The 21,471-nt window shown below is 56.8% G+C and carries 20 protein-coding genes; 3 read left to right on the plus strand and 17 right to left on the minus strand.

The features are described from left to right. Window positions 1-39: 39 nt before the first annotated feature. The 9 genes from ACR0EK_RS11310 to ACR0EK_RS11350 form a co-directional block, all read right to left on the minus strand. Complete coding sequence (locus ACR0EK_RS11310) at window positions 40-1,308, minus strand: ABC transporter permease (protein ID WP_480588610.1); 1,269 nt, start codon at window positions 1,306-1,308, stop codon at window positions 40-42. Further along, on the minus strand, window positions 1,305-2,225 hold the full coding sequence (locus tag ACR0EK_RS11315; RefSeq protein WP_209597330.1) for an ABC transporter permease: 921 nt from the start codon (window positions 2,223-2,225) through the stop codon (window positions 1,305-1,307). The genes ACR0EK_RS11310 and ACR0EK_RS11315 overlap by 4 nt, the downstream gene beginning before the upstream one ends. A 12-nt stretch (window positions 2,226-2,237) precedes the next feature. Continuing rightward, a complete protein-coding gene (locus tag ACR0EK_RS11320) occupies window positions 2,238-3,350 on the minus strand; it encodes an ABC transporter ATP-binding protein (protein WP_480899920.1) in 1,113 nt (370 codons plus the stop codon). A gap of 116 nt (window positions 3,351-3,466) precedes the next feature. Then, window positions 3,467-4,591 (minus strand): extracellular solute-binding protein, encoded by a 1,125-nt coding sequence (locus ACR0EK_RS11325; protein ID WP_209507630.1) that lies wholly within the window; start codon window positions 4,589-4,591, stop codon window positions 3,467-3,469. A gap of 124 nt (window positions 4,592-4,715) precedes the next feature. Next, window positions 4,716-6,701, minus strand: coding sequence for a beta-galactosidase (locus ACR0EK_RS11330; protein WP_480773640.1), 1,986 nt, complete (start codon window positions 6,699-6,701; stop codon window positions 4,716-4,718). Then, entirely contained in the window at window positions 6,698-8,344 is a 1,647-nt protein-coding gene (locus ACR0EK_RS11335) for an amino acid ABC transporter permease (RefSeq protein WP_480899918.1), read from the minus strand. Before ACR0EK_RS11335 ends, ACR0EK_RS11330 begins: the two co-directional genes overlap by 4 nt. Before the next feature lie 66 nt (window positions 8,345-8,410). Then, a complete protein-coding gene (locus tag ACR0EK_RS11340; protein ID WP_480588615.1) occupies window positions 8,411-9,160 on the minus strand; it encodes a basic amino acid ABC transporter substrate-binding protein in 750 nt (249 codons plus the stop codon). 22 nt (window positions 9,161-9,182) lie between these two features. Next, entirely contained in the window at window positions 9,183-10,229 is a 1,047-nt protein-coding gene (locus ACR0EK_RS11345) for a LacI family DNA-binding transcriptional regulator (RefSeq protein ID WP_267367676.1), read from the minus strand. Then, on the minus strand, window positions 10,229-10,978 hold the full coding sequence (locus tag ACR0EK_RS11350; protein ID WP_480967811.1) for a sugar phosphate isomerase/epimerase family protein: 750 nt from the start codon (window positions 10,976-10,978) through the stop codon (window positions 10,229-10,231). Before ACR0EK_RS11350 ends, ACR0EK_RS11345 begins: the two co-directional genes overlap by 1 nt. A 221-nt stretch (window positions 10,979-11,199) precedes the next feature. Between ACR0EK_RS11350 and ACR0EK_RS11355 the strand changes: the two genes are divergently transcribed. From ACR0EK_RS11355 to ACR0EK_RS11365, 3 genes are read left to right on the plus strand one after another with little or no spacing between them, the layout of a single operon-like run. Beyond that, complete coding sequence (locus tag ACR0EK_RS11355) at window positions 11,200-11,328, plus strand: family 1 glycosylhydrolase (protein WP_480967819.1); 129 nt, start codon at window positions 11,200-11,202, stop codon at window positions 11,326-11,328. A 43-nt stretch (window positions 11,329-11,371) separates the two neighbouring features. Further along, window positions 11,372-12,469 carry a glucokinase gene (locus ACR0EK_RS11360; RefSeq protein ID WP_480967812.1) on the plus strand — a complete coding sequence of 366 codons (1,098 nt, stop codon included), beginning with the start codon at window positions 11,372-11,374 and terminating at the stop codon, window positions 12,467-12,469. Window positions 12,470-12,508: 39 nt separating this feature from the next. Then, window positions 12,509-13,435: a carbohydrate kinase family protein gene (locus tag ACR0EK_RS11365; protein WP_480560230.1), complete on the plus strand. Its 927-nt coding sequence runs from the start codon at window positions 12,509-12,511 to the stop codon at window positions 13,433-13,435. A 124-nt stretch (window positions 13,436-13,559) separates the two neighbouring features. Here ACR0EK_RS11365 and ACR0EK_RS11370 read toward each other — a convergent pair whose 3' ends face one another. The 8 genes from ACR0EK_RS11370 to ACR0EK_RS11405 all read right to left on the minus strand — a co-directional run bounded on the left by ACR0EK_RS11370 (window position 13,560) and on the right by ACR0EK_RS11405 (window position 21,467). Beyond that, on the minus strand, window positions 13,560-14,315 hold the full coding sequence (locus tag ACR0EK_RS11370; RefSeq protein WP_480773635.1) for a methyltransferase domain-containing protein: 756 nt from the start codon (window positions 14,313-14,315) through the stop codon (window positions 13,560-13,562). After that, window positions 14,312-14,932 carry a pimeloyl-ACP methyl esterase BioG family protein gene (locus tag ACR0EK_RS11375; protein WP_480773634.1) on the minus strand — a complete coding sequence of 207 codons (621 nt, stop codon included), beginning with the start codon at window positions 14,930-14,932 and terminating at the stop codon, window positions 14,312-14,314. Before ACR0EK_RS11375 ends, ACR0EK_RS11370 begins: the two co-directional genes overlap by 4 nt. Beyond that, window positions 14,929-16,215, minus strand: coding sequence for an adenosylmethionine--8-amino-7-oxononanoate transaminase (bioA, locus tag ACR0EK_RS11380; protein WP_480899909.1), 1,287 nt, complete (start codon window positions 16,213-16,215; stop codon window positions 14,929-14,931). The genes ACR0EK_RS11375 and bioA overlap by 4 nt, the downstream gene beginning before the upstream one ends. Continuing rightward, window positions 16,212-16,832: a dethiobiotin synthase gene (gene bioD, locus ACR0EK_RS11385; RefSeq protein ID WP_480899908.1), complete on the minus strand. Its 621-nt coding sequence runs from the start codon at window positions 16,830-16,832 to the stop codon at window positions 16,212-16,214. Before bioD ends, bioA begins: the two co-directional genes overlap by 4 nt. Continuing rightward, window positions 16,829-17,962 carry an 8-amino-7-oxononanoate synthase gene (locus ACR0EK_RS11390; RefSeq protein WP_480967813.1) on the minus strand — a complete coding sequence of 378 codons (1,134 nt, stop codon included), beginning with the start codon at window positions 17,960-17,962 and terminating at the stop codon, window positions 16,829-16,831. The genes bioD and ACR0EK_RS11390 overlap by 4 nt, the downstream gene beginning before the upstream one ends. Beyond that, entirely contained in the window at window positions 17,959-18,939 is a 981-nt protein-coding gene (bioB, locus tag ACR0EK_RS11395) for a biotin synthase BioB (protein WP_209507670.1), read from the minus strand. Before bioB ends, ACR0EK_RS11390 begins: the two co-directional genes overlap by 4 nt. A 114-nt stretch (window positions 18,940-19,053) precedes the next feature. Then, window positions 19,054-19,902 carry a carboxylating nicotinate-nucleotide diphosphorylase gene (gene nadC, locus ACR0EK_RS11400; protein ID WP_480870433.1) on the minus strand — a complete coding sequence of 283 codons (849 nt, stop codon included), beginning with the start codon at window positions 19,900-19,902 and terminating at the stop codon, window positions 19,054-19,056. Next, entirely contained in the window at window positions 19,899-21,467 is a 1,569-nt protein-coding gene (locus tag ACR0EK_RS11405) for an L-aspartate oxidase (RefSeq protein ID WP_480967814.1), read from the minus strand. The genes nadC and ACR0EK_RS11405 overlap by 4 nt, the downstream gene beginning before the upstream one ends. Window positions 21,468-21,471 lie beyond the last annotated feature (4 nt).

A 21,471-nucleotide genomic window follows, 5' to 3' on the forward strand; every position in this document is an offset into this window, starting at 1 on the left:
TGTCCGGGCAGATACGTTGGTTGCCGCTTGGCACAGCGATCAGTCGCTTTTCAGGCTGTTGGGGTCAAACACCCCTCCGAAACCGCTGTTGTTGGATGGCTCACTCTCGGATTCAGAAGCACCTTCGTTGCTTTCATTCTCGCTGCCATCCAGCGAGTTCGGAGCGAAGACATTACCAAAACCGCTGTTATTCGACGGCTTTGGCGCGGTTTGGGCATCACCCTGCCCGGCTTTTTCCGCCTCCTGCTGTTTGCGGCGTTCCTCACGCTGCTTGCGCAGCTCCTGAATGCGTTGTTCTGCTTCCAGCTGCTTTTGCTCGCGAACATCGGCAATGCATTGCGCCGGACTGTAGGTCGCCGCTGTGCCAATAACGGTGATCGTTACAACCGCAAATGCGACCAACAACACGGCGGCCATGTTACCGGCAAAGAAACTTGGCAGCTTGATCTTGCCAGCCAGTTCCTCGACCGTTGCGTTCTTACGCGCCGCTGCCACCAGTTCCTGACGTTTAAGCTTGGCTTCGTTCAACAGAGCGAAGAAAACCGTCAGCGCAACGATAATGAATGCCAGCGCCGAGATCGCGGGTGTGATGCCGTAGCGGACCTTCTGAGCCAGCTCAATCGTCAGCGTCGGGTATTCACCAAAGGTGAAAGTGGTGGTGTTGTAGTTCTCGAACGAGGCCAAGAATGCCAGCACCGCCGCCGAGGCGATTGCAGGGCGCATGAAGGGCAGCAGGATCTTGCGGAAAGCCTGTGCATGGCTGGCCCCAAGATCCAGTGCCGCCTCGGTCAAGGCAACATCGTACCGTTGCAACCGCGCCACCAGCACCAGCATGCAGTAACTGGCGATGAAGGTGGATTGGCCGATCACCGTCAGGAAGATGCCGTTTGACAGAAAGCTGTCTGCACCCAGCCCCAGCATCCGGTTGATCCGGTCCCAGAAGACCAGCGTCGAGATACCAAGTACCACACCGGGGATCAGGATCGGTGCGATGATGACAGTATAGTAGGTCGCGCGAAGCTTCGGCCAGATCTGGGTCAGCATCAGCGCGCCTGCCAAACCCATCGCCACGGACAGGATCACTGTGCCGATTCCGATGATCAGCGAGTTCTTGATACCGTTCAGGATGCGCTGATCCTGAAACAGTTCGCCAAACCACTGGAATGTCAGACATTCCCATGGGCTCATTCGGGGGAAGCCGGACGAGTTGAACGCGGTGATCGACATGATCACAAGCGGGCCCAGCAGATACAGGAAGAAGATCGCCAGATAGACCCAGATGCTTATACGGAGGAAGGAATTGTTCATTTCCCGATATCCCCCATGTTCACTTTGAACAGGCGCATCATGGCCAGCACGAACAGAATACAAGTGACCAGCAGAACGATCGCGTAGGCGGCGCCCTGTGGCCAGTCGTTGTTGTCATTGAACTGCTGATAGATCAGTTGGGTGAACCACAGACTGGACGGCCCGCCCAGAATTTGCGGCGCAGCCAACGCACCGGCGGACAACATGAAGACCATGGTACAGCCCGAGCTGATCCCCGGCTTGGCATAAGGAATGACCACACGCCAATGTATCCGCCACCACGGCGCCCCAAGGTCGCGTGCTGCTTCGATCTGGTTTTTGTCCAGACTTTCAATCACGTTATACATCGGGAAAATCATCAGCAGAATGTAGGCGTATCCCAGACCCGCATAGAGCGCGATGTCATTGCGAATGAAGTCGAACGGCGTATCCCAGATGCCCAGTCCCGTGAACAACGTGTTCAACACACCTGTTTCCCCAAAGATGATGCGCAGCGCAAAGGCGCGCAGGATTTCGTTGATCCAGTAAGGGATGATCAGCATGATCGCAAAGATACGAATATGGCTACCTTCAGCCTGACCCAGGTAATAGGCAATCGGATAGCAGATGATCAGGTTGAAAACCGTCACAAAAACCGCAGCCACAAGAGTTCGGAAAAACACCCTCAGATCAACGGTGTTGTAGTCCTGACTGCCGCCTTCGGGGCCATAAATCAGATATTTGTAGTTCTCTAGCGTATATACGTCTTTGGGTCCGCCGATCTCTGGCGGCGGCAGGTTCGGACGGAACGAGAAGTCCAACATCGACAGCTGCGGAAGGATGATCAGGCCGATGGTCCAGAACAGAACCAGACCCAGGATCGCCACTCCCATGCCGGTGCCGTTGCGATTGAAGAAGTCTTTCAGAAACTGGGGCATGAGTATTTCCCCTTATTCTGCAGCCAGTTCACCCGCAGGAACGATGACGGCATTATGCGTCTTGTATTCCAACGTGATGTTCTGTCCGGTGTGGTCCTCGAAGGATTGTCCATGGTTCGGGATCGACACCTTGATCTCTTTTCCGCCTTCACCTTCGGTAAAGATATTGAAGACGTTGCCTTCGAATTCTTCGTGGTTGACCCGCGCGGTAACAAAATGGTCTCCCGAAGCCCCCTCGGGCGCAATGGCGAAAGCTTCGGGGCGAATGAACATCATCGCACTATCGCCTTCTTTCATCTTGCCTTGGTTGGCGGTCGATATCCGTGCAACCAGGTCGCCCGAACGGTTGGTCGAGATCAGCGCCTCGTTGCCCATGACCTGTTTGATCATGCCACGGAAAACGTTGTTTTCGCCGACAAATGAGGCCGCGAAAGCCGTGTTGGGATCGTTGTAGATGGTTTTACCGTCGGCAATCTGGTCAATCACACCTGCACGCATGACGGCGATATTGTCTGACATGGTCAGTGCCTCGCCCTGGTCGTGTGTGATGTAGATAAAGGTAATGCCCACACGCTGCTGTATCTCACGCAGTTCCGTTCGCATGTGCTGGCGCAGTTTGAGGTCAAGTGCCGACAAAGGTTCATCAAGAAGCAGAACATCCGGCTCGGCGCAAAGGGCGCGAGCGATGGCCACTCGCTGACGCTGACCCCCAGACAATTCGCTAGGAAGTTTGTCGCCTTGCCCCGGCAGCGCGATCATGTCCAAAAGCGCATCAGCGCGCTTGCGCCGTTCGGCGCTGCTGGCACCTTTGATTTCCATCGAGAACGTGATGTTCTCCCAGACCTTCATCAAGGGAAACAACGCCAGGTTCTGAAAGATCAGAGCAGTGGGGCGTTTGTTAGGTCCGATGCCCCGCATGTTCTTGCCGCCGATCAGAACATTGCCTTCGCTAGGCTCGAGAAAGCCGGAAACAGCCCTTAAGATCGTTGTTTTTCCGCAACCCGAGGGCCCGAGGAACGAAAAGAAATCGCCCCCGTTTATATTGACGTTTGCATCGCGCACGGCGACGAAGTCACCGAAACGGATCCACAGGTTTTCCAGATCGACTCCGACCCCTGCACTCATTTTTGGTATCTCCCTGAGGTGTGTGCTGTCACCACACCACATAGCTTTCCGTTACGCCGGAGCGGCGCACAGATTGTTGCCCCCCGCAGAACGCGAGGGGCATGGTTTCAGATCGCTTATGCGCTCTTGAACTTGTTGACGAACTCGGTCCGCGTTTCAGCATACCATGGTGCTTCGGCCGGCCACGGGTTGAGGTTGGCCAGCGAGTCGCCCGGATAGGCCTCGGCAAAGTTCTTCTTGTAGGTGTCGCCAGAATACTGGTCAGCCCCCAGAACAGGAGAGTTGTACCCGTGGCTGTCGATGGCAACACCGGCAGGTTTGGCCTGATAGGCGAAGTCGATGAAGGCATAGATCTGGTCGATATTCGCCGCACCAGATGGAATCGACATCCCGTCAACCCATGCCATCGCCCCTTCGATAGGCGCCTGATAGTGCACCGGTTCACCAGCCGATTTCAGTGCCAGTGGCGGACCGTCCCAGGTCTGACCGACAACAACACCTTCGTTCAGAAGGCCGTTCTTCTGCGTGTCGGCGTCGTTCCAGATCAGCTTGATGCGATCCTTACGTGCAATGCACCAGTCGGTGATCTGTCCCCAGACCTTGCGCATGGTTTCTTCATCGCCATATGCGGCCCAGACCGAACCCGGCTCCATCTCGCCGGAACGCTCCATGTAAAGACCAGCGCCAAGCATCATCGAATGCGCGCGGCCCATGGTCTTGCCTGCGTTTTCTTCCGACCAGACGTCGCCATAGGATGGTGCATCCCCAGCCGGCAGCCACAAGTCGGTGCGGTATGCAATACCTTCGGTGCCCCAGATATGCGGCAACCAGTGGACCCCGGCGCCGCCAAAGTTCCAAGCATCCGTACCGATTTTGGCCATGGCAGGGTTCACCAAGTCGACCGGAACCTTGTTCATGTCAAAGGGCTGCAACAGCTCCAGCGGCTCCCACTGCAACGAGCGGTTGTTGGTCGGTGAGACGATGTCAAAGCCCTGACCTTTGGTTGCCTTCATCTTGTTGATGATTTCTTCGTTTGAGCCGATCCCGGTGTAGTTCACCTTGATGCCGGTAAGGGTCTCAAACTCTTCGATAAAGCTGGGCGGCAGGTAATCCGACCACATCAGGATGTTGATTTCACCGGACGACGCCAGTGCGCTCTTGCTGTAAAGAGGCGCGGCAAGTGCAGCGGCACCCGCTCCTTTCAAAACAGTGCGTCTGGAAAGTGATGATTTGGTAACCATAGTGTTCTCCCGTTGTTGGACTCGATTTTTTTGTTTTCTATTCATAGGACTTTCTGCGCCCATCCGTCAGTCCAAAAGTGACAGTTTGCGAAAATCTTATGTCCAGTTTCGCGATTTGACACGTCTAAGCTGAATTATGAGGCGCCGCATTCTCCTGCCAAACGGTAATGTCCTTTGGATTGACCGGATCTGAACCAAGCAAAATTTGACGTGCAAGGCCAACAGGCAAAGGCTTTGAAACGTCACTGAAGTTGAACGCGTAGTAGGTCGAGCCGCGTTGGGTTATGCGCAAATCGGGATCGCAAGGCGTTGCATTTATCCCAGCCCAGTTCAGTACCTCACCGACAATCGCTTGCAAAAGCTCATTACGCGGAACCATTGCCAGATAGGTCGTGCGGTCAGAACGGATGACCGCCGGGCTGGCATCGCAATAAGCGCTCTTGAAGCGGGCCAAAACGTGCTCTTTGGTTTCGACGATTTCACGCCAGCCCGTGAATTCGAGTTGCTGACCATCGGGAAGAATCACAGCCTCCTGCGCAAGTGAAGGGAGTGATTCGACGCGCGTGACACGGATACCTGTTAACTTTGCCAGTTCGCCCGGAGCCAGATTGGAAGGAGTGTTCATCCCGGATGTCTTGCTGCCGGAACGGGCACCTATCAGTATCTTGGCTCCCGAAGCGTCAAGCTTGTCTGCAAGGTCAGCCGTCACGATCATGCTTTGCGGTAATACGATGAGGGCATAGTCGCTCAGTTCATCTTCAGGGCCAACAAAATCAAGATCGACCCCAAAACCACGAATAGCAGTGTGCCACTCGCGAAAAATCTGGACATTGGGGAAATCCCTGTCATGCGGCAGGATATCCGCCGCCCAGATCGAGGTATAATCCAGCAGCATTGCAACCCGCGCTTTTGCCCGCCTCTCGGGTGGCAAAATGGCGCGATCCTTCACGATCTGGGCCAATTCAACAGCGGCCTGATCCAGGCTGCCATCTGACCGCAATATCGCTGTATGGTATTGTTCTTGAGCAGATTTTGCCTGTCGCCACCGAAAGAACATCACGGCTTGCGCGCCATGTGCATAGGCCGCCCAGGTCCAAAGCCGAACCATCCCCTCTGCCGGAGAGGGGTTCTTATCGGCCCAATCTACCGGACCCGGCTGCTGTTCCAGAACCCACATCCGACCGCGCCCCTGACTGCGATATAAATCACAATGAAATCCCTGATAGTCCGGTGCGCCGGTGCGCAGATAACGGCGCTTTTCTTCATCCGAAAGGGAAGAGCCCAATAGGTTCCCCAGCGGGTAACTGTCGAACCCGACAATATCCAGATCAGCAGCCACGACGTGGTGATCGAACTCGAAACTGCCTGCCATAAAGTTATGGGTGATATCCCGGCCCGGCGCATATTTGCGCAGAACATCCACCTGCGTTTTGTTGAACAGCCGAACCCGCTCTGAAGAATAGCGCGCGAAATCCAGCGCGTGGGCTGGATTGGGCATGGCGACCAGCCCGTTGGGCAGTTCGATCTGACCAAACCGTGAGTAAAGCGACCCCCAGAAAACGGTTCCCCACGCGTCGTTCAATACGTTGATTGCACCATATCGTTCCTCCAACCAGTTCTGAAAACCAGTCCGCGCGGCATCGGAATAGCTGAGAACTGTATCGTGGTCGTTATACTCATTGTCGATCTGCCACGCTTGTACATACGAATTCTGACCATATCTGCGAGCGTATTCGGTTGCGATCCTTTGCGCCTCGGTCAGATAAACATCACTGGAAAAACAATAATGCCTGCGCGAACCGAACCCTCTGACCCGACCATCCGGCCCTACAGGCAGGATTTCGGGGTACTCATCGATCAACCATTTTGGGGGGGCGGCTGTTGGGGTGGACATCATGACCCGCAGACCGGCTTGCCCCAAAATCTCAATCACCTCATCCAGCCAGCCCCAGTGGAACTGACCGCGCGCGGGTTCGATCAGGCCCCAGGTGAATTCAGCAATCCGCACCCAATCCAACCCCATATCTGCCATTCGGGCGGCATCGTCTCGCCATTGCGAAGGGTTCCACTGTTCGGGGTAGTAACAAACCCCAAGTTCCAGCGCGCTCATCGTGTGTCCTTTGCTGTGCGTCGTTCGATCCACTTCAAGAAACTGGCGCAGCCGAGTGTGAGGACAACATACAGGATTGCCGCCGTGTTGAAGGGAGCAAAGGGCAGAAAGCTGGCCGCCTGAAATTCTCGCATCCTCTGGGTCATGTCGCGGACGGACAGGATTGACAGCAATGACGTGTCCTTGATCATCGCGATAAACTCATTGCCAAGCGGTGGAGTTACAATCCGCAGGGCTTGCGGCAGAACGATAAGCCGCGCCGTATGCCATCGCGACAAACCCAGAGAGCTGCCCGCTTCCAATTGGCCTTTTGGTATCGCCTCGATCCCGGACCGGAAAATTTCGGCCATATAGGCGGAATAACCAACCGAGATCGCGATAATCCCCCGTGTCATATTGGTCATATCGATACCGCCGCCGGTAACATCCTTGACTGCGCCCGCCAGCGGCAAACCGATATAAAGAATGATCACCAGCATCGGAATGCCACGTATCGTATCCACGAAAAACTCGGCCCCGACCGCAAGCGGATGCAGCTTATGCTGAGCCCCGCCGATGGTCAGTGTCAGCAACAAAAACCCGAGCACGGCAAATGCCAGGGCTGGATTGCGGTACTTGTCGGGTAGAAATCTTGTTTGCCACAGGACCGGATAACCTTGCGAATGCGCCTCCTCCGGGATAAAAGCGCCCGAGACACTGTCGACCGTTTCGATTTGTTCAAGCGCGGCAGTGGCATCGGTTGCGCTGCGAATGCGATATTGCTGACCGCCGGCCCCCTCGAACTCGCCAAACCGGATAATGTCAGCCTGCGCCTGCGGCGTGCCGCGCACAACCGCGATACGCCCCTCGGTGCTGCCCACCAGAACAAAGCTGACCTGCGGCTGCATGAAGAAAAAGGCCGAGGCTGCCAGCAATGCCAAACTGATCGAACCATAGACGACCGTAGTACGCGCCTTTGGCTTAAACGATTGCAACCCGACCCAGACCAAACCAAGAATGGCCGCGAAGACATAGGCAAAGATGGCCGCGCGGAAAGTAATGGCCACCCCGGTCGCGAACTGCCAATGAGCCATGAACATGAGATAAAACAGTACTGCGCCTGTGAGACTCTCCAACCCCAACAAGACGCGCCCGCGCCAGGGTGGCTGCAAACGTGCCGACAATAGGCAAAGCGCGACTACAGCTGCGTAAACCGCCAGGATAACCTGTAATCCCGTCTGAACCCTGGCGATCACGTCCGGAAACAGTACCCAGGTCTGATTGGACCGATCGATGAGGGGCGAGGTGTTTTCGCTGAGCGCATGAAAGAAGACCGACTCGGCAAATGGCATCAGAAGTTGCGGAGAAACAAAGCTGATGACCAAAAGCGTCGCAGCCGCCGGTAACGCGGCAAGCGCGCAGAGCCGCAACCAGCCGGGGGAGTTCTGTGAAAACCGCACGTAGCGTGCGCAAAGATATCCAAGGATCGCAACGGTTGCAATCAGCAGAAATCCAACAAAGATGGCCACCGCATCTGTGCCGATCCCCAGAATTGCGACCAGAGACCGCAAGTATTTTGAGGATGTGGCGAACAGGTAGATAATAAAGGGCGCTGCTGCGAGCAACACCAGGTTACTCGGGCGGATCGTGCTGAGGCGCGACATGGAACTTCTCCGCTATGACAAGGCCCGGCGGCACTGGCCGCCGGACCAAAAAAGGGCGCTAATGGATCAGTTGGTGCCCCAGTATTTGGCTGTCAGCTCGTCCAGCGTTCCATCCTCCTGAATGGCTTTAAGACCGGCGTTAATAGCGTCCACCGTCGGATCGCCTTCCTGAAACACGATACCCAATGGATCGGATTGCAGGCCTGTGATGCCAACAGTCAACTCGCCCGCAAATTCCTGCTCATAGGCCGCCGCCGATGTGCCATCGATGATCACGCCCTGAACGTCTGCGTTTTGAAGCGCCAGAATGGCGGCCGAGAAGTTGTCGTAAAGGCTGACATTCTCGCGCCCGACAAGCTCTTCCGCCAATTGGGCGTTGGTCGTCGCAGTTTGCGCGGCCAGTTTCTGACCACCGGCTTTGAAATCCTCAAGTGTCATGTCAGCATTATCGACCTGCAACAGAATGGCCTGGCTGACAACGATGTAAGGCTCGGAAAAGTCCATGGTTTCTTCGCGTTCCGGTGTGATCGACACGCCCGAGATAACCAGATCGAACTCGCCCTGCTGAAGGGCCGCAAAGATACCGTCCCAGGCGGTGTTTACGAAGTTGGGAACGCAATTGACCTTTGCACAGATCGCATTCATCACATCGACGTCAAAGCCCACGATCTCTCCGGTTGTTTCATCCACGGTTTCCATCGGTGGATATGTCGCATCGGTTCCGATTTTCAGAACACGACCTTCCAGGTCAGCAGCAAAAGCCGCTGGAGCCATCAGTGTCGTGAGAGTGGCAGCGGCAAGTAGGTTTTTAATCATGTTCAGTTACTCCTTTGTTGGATCAGGTGGTCTGCGCCGCATCCGGCGCCGGGGTGTCAGGTTGTCGCTCGATCAATGTGGCCCTGATCTTTTTCTGAATCTCGGACGGATCGACCCCGTCCAAAGCTTTCAACATGAACTCACCCAGCAGACGGCTTGTTTCAGCAATCGGCAAGTAATAAGTGCTGGGTGGCGGTACAAAATACTGGCTGAGCTTCAAGTCATCGTTCGAGATGACCACAACGTCCCTGCCAACCTGCACTCCGGCTTTGTCGGCAGCTGACAGCGCCCCAAGGGTTATGGCCTCATTGGCGCAGATGATGGCGCTCGGCGGTTTCGGCAACTGCATAAGCGTCGCAAATTTCTGCTGACCGGATTCCGCGGTGGTCGGGCCGGTGGAAACCAGTGCCGGATCGAACTCCACACCGCATTCTGACAGCGCATCAGCATAACCCCGGCGGCGTTGTTGCGCATAGATCAGGTCATCCGGCGGGTTTATCAAAGCGATGCGACGATGCCCCAGCGCAAGCAGCCGGGTCGTGGCATCATAGGCCGCTGCCTGACTGTCGAGGTCCACATAAGGATGCGGTTGAGGGCTGTCGCTCATGCCGTATGTGACAAAAGGAAAGCCCTGCCCCTGCAGATACGCGACGCGTTCATCATGAACCCGCGTGCCGGAAAAGATCACGCCATCAGCCTGCCCTTCCTGCACGATGGACTTCAACGTTTGCAGCGCGGCCTCGCCATCACATGCGCTGAATACACTCAGCTGATAGCGTGATCCCATTAGTGCATTGGATATTCCGGCCAGAATTCGCGTAAACTCTACACCTTCCCACTCTTCCGCCGCATCGTTCGAAACACGGACCATAACCGCGATTCGATAGGATTTATTGGTGCGCAGCTTCAGGCCATCCAGATTCACCCGATATCCCAGATCCGATGCAACTTTCTGAATCTCTTCCCGGGTTTCCCGTTTTACCGAAACGGAACCCCGCAAGGCATTCGAGACTGTGCCAACCGAATACCCGGTACTTCTGGCAATCGATTTAATCGTCGCCCGCGCCATCACCCAAACCCTGCCAGTTGTTCCGTCAAAAATGACCGACCCGTTTGCAGGGTGCGCACGTGATCATCGGTTTCGTCATGTTCGACAAACAGGTCCGTGCAGTTGGTCGAGGCAAGCGCGCGCAAGGTTGCGTTCCAGTCAACCACGCCTTCGCCCATATCGCGCCAGCGCGCGTCACCTGTTCCGCCTGCTGGATCGATATCCTTTGCATGCACGGACAGGATTCGATTGGCGTGGCGGCGGATCGCGTCCGCCGGATCCAGACCAGCCGCAACCAGCCAACCGATATCTGGCTGCCAAAAGACGTCTCCGCCGGAAAGGATCAGATCAAGAGGTGTGTCGCCAGCCTCACCGATAAGATCAAAATCATGATTGTGATACGCAAGGCTGATACCATGATCTGTCAGTTGGTTTGCCCATTTGGACAACTGGCCCGACACCGCCCTCCATCCCTCGGTAGTGTCGGGCCGCACCTGGGGCGCCAGCCAAGGCATGACAGCCACCCGGCATTCCATTAGGTTTAATACTTCGACGATATCCGTAAATCGCCCTTCAAACTCTTCCCAATCAAAATGTGCTGACCGAACATTAAGGCCTGACCCGATAATAATGCCAGCCATCTGAGCGGGGGTCAGGCCATGCAAGCCGGTGGTTTCGACATCTGAATACCCGCAGGCCGCAACCAATTGCAGTTGATCTGCAAGATCACCGCATTGCCGCACTGTGTAGAGTTGGGCAGAAACTCGCATCCCTCACCATTGAAACGTTTCAATTAGCGTGAATTACGAGCTGCACCCTTGTCAAGCGCCGTATGGATGCGATCTGTATGGCCAGCCCTGAGAAGGGGCTCCGAACCTTTGCCCAAAACCCAGATGGGGTGGGCAATCGAGCCATTTCTTTCAACCGATTTCAGATCCAAACAATGAAGGGCTATACGAGCGGGCCACCAATCTGTATCACCGAAAACGGTATGGCGAGCGCGGACCGTCTTCAGAATGATGATCGCATGGATTATCTCAACCGACACCTGGCTGCCGTAAGGGACGCTTTGGCACAAGATGTTCCGGTAAAGGGCTGTTTTGTCTGGTCACTACTGTGACAAATGCGAATGGGCCTTGGGATGTGGAAAAAGGTTTGGACTGGTGGACGTGAATTTTGAAACGCTTGAGAGAACACCCAAAGCGTCTTTCATGGCGCTCAAGTCTGCCCTTTCCGGGGGTCAGAACGTCTCTCAGCCGTTAGCGCAACCATCCAGTGCAGTGCATGAGCATTGGAATCTGGTTGCTGACATAGGGGGCACCAACACGCGGCTGGGCGTGGTAACGAACGGAGAGCTGACAGACCTGCGCAAGCGCCCAACGGGGACACTGGAAGATCTGCTGGAAGCGTTTCACGCGCTTAGGGATGAAATCGGAACAAATCCACAGGCGGTCGTGGCGGCGGGTGCGGGCCCTGTCCGGAACGGCACGATTCGGCTGACAAATGCCAATCTGGACCTGTCCGAGGCCGAATTGGCAAAGGCCACTGGTGCCAGTCATACGTTTGTAATTAATGATTTCACCGCTGCAGCGTGGTCGGTGGCAGAAGTAACCCAAAAAGACGTTGCCGTCTTGCAAGGTCACGCGACACCGCCCGCGGGCACGCGATTGGTGGTGGGCCCCGGCACAGGGCTTGGCGTGGGGGCGTTGCTGTATTCCGAGGGCCACTATCACACAGTCTCTGGCGAAGGTGGGCATGTGGGCCTGTATCCGCGTCACCGCGACGAAGTTGACATCTTTGAAGCAGCCCGCAGCATTGCGCCTGAGTGTTTTTTTGGTGACAGCCTCGCGCTGGAAGCTGAAATGTTCCTGAGCGGTACGGGCTTGCCTATCCTCTATCAGGCGATCGGGCTGGCGGCAGGCCATATGCAGACACCAACGCGCTCGGCGAAAGACATTCTGCTTGATGCCCGCGACCGTTCTGACCCCATCGCGGTACAGGCCGCTCGGATGTTCAACACCCATCTGGGGGCTTTGATGGGCGACATGGCCGTCACACTGATGCCTGCAGGCGGAGTATTTCTTGTTGGCGGTGTCGCAGAAAAGAACCGCTGGTTATTCGGTGATGAGTTCAGAGAGGCGTTCAACGGCGGTGGCCGTTTCAGCGAACTGCGCCGCTCATTGAACCTTTATGTGTCCGAGCAAGCAGAATTCGGCATCATCGGGGCGAACAATTTCTGCAAGAACGCTTTGATGCGATAGCAAGTCTTCCTGACGAAAAATTCTGAAAAGGACTACGAAATGATCCTGTGCTGTGGTGAAGCCCTGATCGACATGATTTCCGAGCCGACAGTGTCGGGCGCACAAGGATTTGTACCGCACACAGGTGGGGCGATATTGAACACGGCGGTCGCAGTCGGTCGTCTAGGTGTTTCCGTCGGAATGCTGACCGGTGTGTCGTCTGACATGTTTGGCCAACAAATTACAAAGGCGCTGAATTCAAGCCATGTTGACACGTCACATGTGATTGTCTCTAACCGCCCCACGACCCTTGCCTTTGTACAGCTTAAAGATGGTCACGCCACTTACAGCTTTGTTGATGAAAACACCGCCGGACGAATGCTGCAACCCGAGGACATGCCGGACCAGCTTACAGCCGTGTCCGCCTTGTATCTTGGGGGTATCAGCCTGGCATGTGAACCCTGCGCGGATGCTTATGCCTCCCTTCTGAATCGCCACGGAGCGGATCGCGCAGTGATGTTGGATCCGAATATCCGACCGGGCTTCATCAAGGATCAGACCCGGTATCGAACCCGTCTGAACCGCATGATTGCGCAGTCCGATATTGTGAAGGTTTCAGACGAAGATCTTGACTGGATCATCCCGGGAGCCGAACCCGAGGCGGCTAAAGCGTCTCTTTTGTTGCAGACCGGTCCGTCAGCCCTCATCGTGACCAGGGGTGGCGACGGGGCGAATGGGTACCTGGCCGACGGATCCAAGGTTTCGGTTCCTGTGAAACCTGTTCAGGTTGTCGACACAATCGGCGCGGGCGACACGTTTAACGCTGGTGTTCTGACTGAACTCAGCCGCGCAGGGCATTTGACAAAGCAAGGGCTGCGCAATCTGACCTCCGAAAGCTTGCGGGCGGCCATGGCGTTGGGCGCAACTGTTGCCGCCGTAACAGTATCACGCGCCGGGGCAGAACCGCCCTGGGCACATGAGATTTGATTGCCTGCAAAAACCCGAAAAAACGAACTGGTGACAATCGCTTCAAGGCCGAGGGCCGTGGCTGCGGAGATTGCGACCGTCTGGCAGGCTCACAAATTACGTTTGGCCACGGCAGAATAAGCACCTATCGCTTCCGGGCAATGATCCACACGGGATGATATGTCAGTGAGACCCCGCGATCCGTGCCGAACTCCTTAGCGTATTCGTTTTCGAACCGAGCCAGCGTGGACTTGGTCCATGTCCCTTGCGCCCTGCCGTTTACACCTGTTCTTCGCAAATACCTAAGTACCTCGCGGGGCGTATCGAAATAGGTTTGCCTCAGGCTTTCACCAACGGCCAATACCTGCATCGGGCCGTCGACAGCAGCGGCAAGAGCAGTCGGCGTAGTAAGTCCCGGTGCACGCGCAGTTGATCCAATCTGACTAAGCTCTTGATATTGCTGAGGGCCAAAACCCGAAACCGCCAACCACCCGCCGGGCTCCAGCGCGTCCATCGCTTTGTGAAGCAATTGCAACGGGCTTGCCATCCATTGGATCATCGAAGCCGAGGCGATCAGATCAATCCGGGAAGGCCAGTGAACTTCACGCGCATCACCGGCAATGAACGTGGCCTGTTCCGCATCCGCCGTTGCCTGAGCCTGCGGCGCGATGTCGTTCAATATGAGGTTTGGCAGGTGAAATTTTTGTCGCATCAGACGGGTCAGATGCCCTGTGCCACATCCCAGCTCGAAGACAGTTTCAAAGCGGTCCGGGACTCCGGCACGACGCAGTTCGGACACCAGCTTGCCTGCAACCCAGGCTTGTTGACTTGCCGTGTCGTGGTAGGTTTGAAAACTTCTGCTAAAGCTCCGCTGCACCCTGTCTGCCAGTTGCGCTGTCATGATACCCAACTCGCCCAACTTTGCCCCCGTAGGAATGGTACGTGCGGCCCCGCAACATGTTCGACTCGGGCCGAGGTTGAGGCCCATGCGGCATCTTGGGCCGCTGTCGGAATGATCCGGTCGTTTGTGGGTATCCACACCCTGTCAAAACCCGGATCAGGGGCAGACCCACGTTGGATCACGGCAAATAGCTCCTGTTGTGCTGCTGCGATGTCCAGTTCCGGGGGCTCGCCTAGCAACCCCGCACGGCGGCAGAACTTGGCAAAGCTGCGCTCTGAAAGCTGAGCCGCCGTTTCCTTGATCATGTCGGGCGCAATGCCACGTTCCGGGCACGCCGGGTGCAAAGTGCCGCTGATGGCGATCAAACGGTCGGGACGAAAGCCCGAGCACGCCAGCCAATGCGCAGCCGACGCGACACCAAAGGAAAAGGCCAGCATATCTATGTGATCGAAACGGGCGAGATCAGGCAGGGGATCATCGAGGCTGGTGTAACCTTCCACCAACAGGATATTCCCGCCCCCCGCAAGACCCCGGAACGGAGCATCGCCCAATGCCCATCCACCGAACACAAGGGTCAGAGTACTGTCACCTGATCGCGCCAGCCAACGGCTTTTCATTTGTGTCCCCCAACCAGAGCAAGCATCGCAGACGTTACCCTGCTCAGTTCGTCAGGTGAAATGACATAGGGGGGCATGCAATAAATATTGCGAGCGAACGGGCGCAGCCAAACACCGGTTTCCGCGGCCAATCCATGTGCGATGGAGGGGTCGACTCGCTCTTCCATCTCGATAACGCCGATTGCGCCAAGCACGCGCACATCTGCAACACCGGGCAGATTGCGCGCGGGGGCGAGTTCGGCCTTCATCTGCTGCGAGAGTGATGCAACTTCCTGCTTCCAGTTTCGCTGTTGCAACTGGTCAAGGCTCGCCACCCCTGCCGAACAAGCCAAAGGGTTGGCCATGTAGGTGGGACCGTGCATCAAAACTCCGGCCTCACTTTCCCCGATCCCGCGCGCGACAGCCTCGGTCGCGATAGTGGCGGCCAAGGTGATATGCCCACCGGTCAGCGCCTTACCAAGACACAGGATATCCGGAACCACCCCCGCGTGATCCATTGCAAACATTTCGCCGCTGCGTCCGAATCCAGTCGCGATTTCATCAAAGATCAGCAAAACGTCATGCGCATCACACAAAGCACGCGCCCCGCGCAACCATGCGGGGTGATAGAAATACATCCCACCTGCGCCCTGCACCACCGGTTCAAGGATCAGTGCGGCAATCCTGTTGCCTTTGTCGTTCAGCAACGCCTCTAGCGCCTCCAACCCGTTCTCGGAAGGGTCGTCGAACCACTCATCACCGAACTGGATGTGGGGGCGTGGCAGAAAGTGCTGGATCGACAACGCACCGCGAAACAGACCATGCATCCCGTTGACGGGATCACAAACGCTCATCGCTTTCCATGTGTCGCCATGATAGCCACCCCGGATCGTGGCAAATTCAGACCGTTCGCCCCGGCCTTTGGCAATCTGGTACTGGACTGCCATCTTCAACGCGACTTCAATCGCGACCGAGCCGCTGTCGCTGTAGAAAATGCGATCCAGGCCATCTGGCAGAAGGTCGACCAACCTGCGCCCGAGTTCCACGGCGGGTTCGTGGGTCAGACCGCCAAACATCACATGCGGCAGTGTATTCAGCTGCTTTTGCATCGCATCGATGATGGCCGGGTGCCTGTGCCCATGCACCGTACACCACCAGGACGACATTGCGTCGATCATTCTGATGCCATCAGCACGCGTCAGCCAGACACCTTCTGCCCCGGTAATCAGGTGCATCGGGCCGGGTTCAAGCACATGTGTATAAGGGTGCCACAGATGGCGCGCATCAAATTCCAACGGGGTCACAGGAACCTCCGAATGGTCGCCACATCGATTGCCGAAAATGCGCTGTTCAGGCGCTGCGGTGTCAGGTCGCTCAGAAATGGCAGGCGTCCCAGATGATGCACTTTACACATCTCGACGATGGTTTGCTCTACGTCCGGCACGGGGTCACCCACGAATGCGACGCCGACAACCTCGCAGCCAGCAGCCCGAAGCGCCATTAGGGACAATGTGGTGTGGTTGATCGTTCCCAAGGCGGTGCGCGCTACAAGAACAACCGGAGCCTGCCATCCGGCAATCACGTCCAGAAAGAAGGACTGGCGGTTCAGTGGCACCATAAGGCCCCCTGCCCCTTCGACAACCAGAGGCCCGTCCACTTTCGGAATTTCAAGACGCGAGAGGTCAATCTCAACGCCCATGTCTTCGGCAGACAGATGCGGTGAGGCGGGCATGTTCAGCCGGTACGCTTCGGGCAGGACCTCGGCACCGCTCAGCGCGCTGACGGTTTCAGTGTCTGTAACATCCTCAAGACCAGACTGAACAGGTTTCCAGTACTGGGCCTGCAACGCTGCCGCCAGACCTGCTGAAAACACGGTTTTTCCAACACCTGTGTCGGTTCCGGTAACGATCAGCGCGCTCATGCGGCCTCCGACTGACAGATTGAGATAGTTGTGAACAAGGCCGAGATATCCTGAAGGGTGACATTTCCGGTAATCGAGATGCGCAACCGGGATGTGCCTTTTGGGACAGTGGGCGGGCGGATGCCCCGAACGTCAAAACCCTGCTGCTGCAAAGTAGCCGCCATCGCCATTGTGCGCTCGTCATCTCCCAGTACAACCGGGATGATCTGGCTGTTCAACGCGGCTGCGGGCAACCCCAGTTCCCGTGCGGCGTCATGGGCATGACGCATACGTTTGTGCGCGCCTTCAACCAGGCTGACATCCTCGGCCAGTTCCCGTAGCGCAGCACGAACCAGAGAAGCGTTCAAAGGCGACGGAGCGGTCGCAAAGATGAAGGGACGAGCGCGGTTGATTAGGGTATCTATCATTACGCGCGGACCGCAGATCAGCCCACCTGAGACACCAAGCCCTTTACCACAGGTATGCAATGTCAGCAGATCAGCGTTCAGGTCATGCGCAAGCCCCCTGCCTCGTTGTCCAAAAACACAGGTGGCGTGGGCCTCATCAACAACCAAAACCGCGTCAGTTTCGCGCGCAAGTACGGACAAGTCTTCCAGCGGCGCCAGATCACCTTCCATCGAATACACGCTTTCGACGGCAATCCAGACCTGACCCGAACCGCCTGCAGATTGCCAGTCGCGCAATACGTTGCGTGCATCCGCAACATCATTGTGACGGAAGGCACGCAGGTCTGCCCGGCTGGACCGCATACCTTCATGGGCGCTCGCGTGAACCAGGGCGTCATAAAGGACCAAATCCTCAGCCGCTGGCAACGTGGAGAAGATTGCCTGATTGGCCTGGAACCCGCCTCCCATGAACAGCGCGGCCTCAGCCTCAAAGAATGCGGCCGCTTCCCGCTCCAGCGCTTCATGTTCAGGGTGGTTGCCCCGCAACAGACGTGAACCTCCCGAACCTACAGGCACACCCCGCGACAGCGCATCATGTGCCGCACGTTGTAACACTTGAGATCCGGCAAGACCCAGATAGTCATTCGACGCGAAATCCAGCCCTTGCGTCGGGATCAAGGCCCGGCGGCGGTGCCGGGCTTGAAGCGCATCAAGCATCGATTCCAGTCGGTTGACTGCTTTCATTCGGCAGCTTCCGTGCAGTTTCGCGTTTCGGCTTTTTCAGCTTGCAGGCCAAGTTTGGCAAACAGGACCGCGTCGGTGTCTTCTTCGGGGTTTTCTGCTGTCAGTAGCGTTTCGCCAACAAAGATCGAGTTGGCACCGGCGAAAAAGCACATCGCCTGCATCTCGTCACTCATGTCGCTGCGTCCGGCCGAAAGCCGCACATAGGACTTGGGCATCAGAATGCGGGCCGTTGCAATGATCCGCACAAAGTCGATCGGATCGATCGGCTCGGCGTCGGCAAGCGGGGTATCGGCCTGCGGCATCAACATATTGATCGGCACCGAGTCAGGTGGAGGCGTCATGTTGGCCAATGTCAGCAACATGTCGATACGGTCGCCAGTATGTTCACCCATCCCCAGAATGCCGCCCGAGCAAACCTTGATCCCGGCTTCCTGCACCCGGTTCATCGTATCGATCCGATCCGCAAAAGTACGGGTGGTGATGACTTCGGAGTAATAACGTTCCGAGGTGTCGATGTTGTGATTGTAATAGTCCAAACCGGCATCGCGCAGCTGCACCACCTGGGTGTCGTCGAGCATACCCAGCGTCATGCAGGTTTCCATACCCAGTTCCTTGACGCCCTCGACCATCGCGACCAGCGCATCCATGTCACGCGCCTTTGGCTCGCGCCACGCCGCCCCCATGCAAAACCGGGTCGCGCCGCCATCGCGAGCTTTCTTGGCCTCGGTAAGAACGCGCTGAACCTCGATCAGCTTCGACGCGGGCAAGGTTGATCCATTGCGGGCTGATTGCGAGCAATAGGCGCAATCCTCGGCGCAGCCACCAGTCTTGATCGACAATAGCTTCGAGGTCTGGATCTGGTTCGGATCAAAGTTTTCGCGATGCACGGTCTGCGCACGAAACAAAAGATCCATCAACGGAAGATCGTGAATAGCTTGCGCAGTTTTACGGGTCCAGCCGGAGTGTGGGATGATCATTTTATCTATAAAACTTTCTGCAGCTTGCGTTGCTGTGGATTTATTATCGATAAAACTTGAATACGCAACTGTGTTGGCGCAAACGATCATAAATCAAGCGGAAATGCCGCGCCTTCAGAAATCGAGCCCCAGATCGACGGTGCGGGCGGAATGCGTCAAGGCACCGGACGAGATGTAATCCACCCCTGTCGCCGCAATTGATGCGACCCGTTCCAACGTTACATTGCCGCTGGCTTCGGTCTTCAACCGCCCGCCCACCATGGCAACCGCTTCGCGCAGCATGTCATTGTCCATGTTGTCCAGCAGAACCACTGAAGCACCGCCAACGTCCAGCACTTCGGCAAGCTGGTCCAGTCGATCAACTTCAATCTCGACCGCCATCATGTGACTGGCCTGTGCCTTGGCGGCTTCAAGGACCTGCCGAATGCCACCTGCCGCAGCAATGTGGTTGTCCTTGATCAGGATCGCATCTGATAAGGAATAGCGGTGGTTGAAACCGCCACCGTGCAGCACGGCCTGTTTTTCCACGATGCGCAGGCCTGGCGTGGTTTTGCGCGTGCAGGTCATGCGGGCCGTAGTGCCGTTGGTCTGCTCCACAAATGCGGCTGTCATTGTGGCAATACCCGTCAGGCGTCCGGCAAAGTTCAGAGCGACGCGTTCGCCGGACAGGATCGATGCGGCAGAGCCCTTGATGGTCATCAGTGTATCACCGCGTACGCAACGCGAACCATCCTTGATCCGCACGTCAACCTCAAGCGACGGGTCCACAAGCCGGAACGCGATTGCGGCGACCTGCATCCCCGACACGACGGCGTTTTCGCGCGCGTTCAGTCTGGCAGTATAGGTTGTTTCCTGTGGGATCACGGCGCGGGTTGTCACATCACCGTAGCTTCCCAGATCCTCCATCAGCGCAGCGCGAACCATGGGTTCCAGGATCAGATCTGGCAGAATCGCATTTGTCATGACAGTTCCTCGCAGGCTTTGGCCCGAATGCTCATTGCTTCGGACAAATACATCCGGGACCGCTCTCCGGGCCCATCATTGGCTTTTGGAAAATCGGATCGCTTGTGTGCACCGCGGCTTTCTTCACGGTGCAAAGCAGCAGCAGCGATCAGGGTCGCGGTGGCACACATGTTGCAAAATGACGGGCAGGCATCGTGCTGCGCCTCCAACTGCGCAATAGTTTGCAGAGCACGGATTAGGCCCGTCCGGTCCCGGACAACACCAACGTCGCGCGTCATGGTTTCGCGCAACTCCTGGATAGCCCTTGTCGTGTCTGGAGTCACCACATGGACAAACTGCAATGTAACGGGGTCGGCATTTGACACCACCGGAACGGAAGCCCCGATGCTTTCGGCGCAGATGCGCGCAAAGACAAGCGCCTCAAGCAGCCCGTTCGAGGCCAGCCGGTTGGCGCCGTGAAGGCCGGTCGAAGATGCCTCGCCGCAGACCCAAAGCCCGTCAAGTGTCGCGCGACCGTCAGTGTCGGTGGCAATACCACCCATGTGATAATGCGCTGCCGGTGCGACCGGGATCGGTTCGTTGACCGGGTCGATACCGTTGCGCGCGCAGTATTCAGCAACTGCCGGGAACAAGTCCGTTATCTTCGAGCCCAATGCGGTGCGGGTGTCCAGCATGGGTCGGTTGCCTGCCTGCACTTCGGCAAAAATCGCACGCGCAACAATGTCTCGCGGGGCAAGTTCTGCGTCCGGGTGAACGGATAACATGAACCGGTCACCCTTATTGTTGATCAGCGTTGCCCCTTCGCCGCGCAACGCCTCGGTTGCCAGCGGAGCCGGATCTTCACCAACATCCATTGCCGTCGGATGAAACTGAACGAATTCGGCGTCAGCAATAAGCGCACCAGCACGTGCGGCCATCCCGATGACCTGCCCGCGAATGCGTGCCGGATTGGTCGTCAAGGCATACAGCCCGCCAGAGCCACCCCCGGCAAGCAATACGGCAGGCCCGCAGATCGTAACAGGCTCGGACCCTGTTTCTGATGCGTCCTGAACCGTGACACCTGTCACCCGACCGTTTGATACGTCCAGCGCCGTGGCAAGGACACCTTCCAACACCTGAACCGAGGGTGTTTCATGCACCCGTTCGATCAGGGCAGCCATGATTTCACTACCTGCCTGATCCCCCTTCACCCGTACGACACGGGCGAAGCTATGCGCCGCTTCGCGTGACAACACATAACTGCCATCCTTGGAGCGATCGAATGGTGTGCCCAATGTCGTCAGGTCAAGGATATATTGCCGAGCCTCGCGCGTGACCAGATCAGCAACGGCCGGAACGACTATTCCCGCGCCAGCCTTGACGGTGTCCAGGCTGTGGCTTTCCGGGCTGTCAGACAAATCCATTGCCGCGGCCACACCGCCTTGCGCCCATGAGGAACTTGCACCTTCACCCAAAACATCCGGCGAAATCACAACCACTGGCCGCGGCGCGAGCTTAAGTGCTGCATAAAGCGCACCAATGCCTGCCCCCACTATAATGACGCGATCCGTGGTGACTTTGGTCATTTCA

It is taken from the genome of Ruegeria sp. AE4, assembly GCF_056542185.1.

What these genes read in the sequence shown, in the direction of transcription:
- ACR0EK_RS11310 (WP_480588610.1), bottom strand. Translation starts at nt 1,308, where the DNA reads ATGAACAATTCCTTCCTCCGTATAAGCATCTGGGTCTATCTGGCGATC.
- ACR0EK_RS11315 (WP_209597330.1), bottom strand. Translation starts at nt 2,225, where the DNA reads ATGCCCCAGTTTCTGAAAGACTTCTTCAATCGCAACGGCACCGGCATG.
- ACR0EK_RS11320 (WP_480899920.1), bottom strand. Translation starts at nt 3,350, where the DNA reads ATGAGTGCAGGGGTCGGAGTCGATCTGGAAAACCTGTGGATCCGTTTC.
- ACR0EK_RS11325 (WP_209507630.1), bottom strand. Translation starts at nt 4,591, where the DNA reads ATGGTTACCAAATCATCACTTTCCAGACGCACTGTTTTGAAAGGAGCG.
- ACR0EK_RS11330 (WP_480773640.1), bottom strand. Translation starts at nt 6,701, where the DNA reads ATGAGCGCGCTGGAACTTGGGGTTTGTTACTACCCCGAACAGTGGAAC.
- ACR0EK_RS11335 (WP_480899918.1), bottom strand. Translation starts at nt 8,344, where the DNA reads ATGTCGCGCCTCAGCACGATCCGCCCGAGTAACCTGGTGTTGCTCGCA.
- ACR0EK_RS11340 (WP_480588615.1), bottom strand. Translation starts at nt 9,160, where the DNA reads ATGATTAAAAACCTACTTGCCGCTGCCACTCTCACGACACTGATGGCT.
- ACR0EK_RS11345 (WP_267367676.1), bottom strand. Translation starts at nt 10,229, where the DNA reads ATGGCGCGGGCGACGATTAAATCGATTGCCAGAAGTACCGGGTATTCG.
- ACR0EK_RS11350 (WP_480967811.1), bottom strand. Translation starts at nt 10,978, where the DNA reads ATGCGAGTTTCTGCCCAACTCTACACAGTGCGGCAATGCGGTGATCTT.
- ACR0EK_RS11355 (WP_480967819.1), top strand. Translation starts at nt 11,200, where the DNA reads ATGGCGAGCGCGGACCGTCTTCAGAATGATGATCGCATGGATTATCTC.
- ACR0EK_RS11365 (WP_480560230.1), top strand. Translation starts at nt 12,509, where the DNA reads ATGATCCTGTGCTGTGGTGAAGCCCTGATCGACATGATTTCCGAGCCG.
- ACR0EK_RS11370 (WP_480773635.1), bottom strand. Translation starts at nt 14,315, where the DNA reads ATGACAGCGCAACTGGCAGACAGGGTGCAGCGGAGCTTTAGCAGAAGT.
- ACR0EK_RS11375 (WP_480773634.1), bottom strand. Translation starts at nt 14,932, where the DNA reads ATGAAAAGCCGTTGGCTGGCGCGATCAGGTGACAGTACTCTGACCCTT.
- bioD (WP_480899908.1), bottom strand. Translation starts at nt 16,832, where the DNA reads ATGAGCGCGCTGATCGTTACCGGAACCGACACAGGTGTTGGAAAAACC.
- ACR0EK_RS11390 (WP_480967813.1), bottom strand. Translation starts at nt 17,962, where the DNA reads ATGAAAGCAGTCAACCGACTGGAATCGATGCTTGATGCGCTTCAAGCC.
- bioB (WP_209507670.1), bottom strand. Translation starts at nt 18,939, where the DNA reads ATGATCATCCCACACTCCGGCTGGACCCGTAAAACTGCGCAAGCTATT.
- nadC (WP_480870433.1), bottom strand. Translation starts at nt 19,902, where the DNA reads ATGACAAATGCGATTCTGCCAGATCTGATCCTGGAACCCATGGTTCGC.
- ACR0EK_RS11405 (WP_480967814.1), bottom strand. Translation starts at nt 21,467, where the DNA reads ATGACCAAAGTCACCACGGATCGCGTCATTATAGTGGGGGCAGGCATT.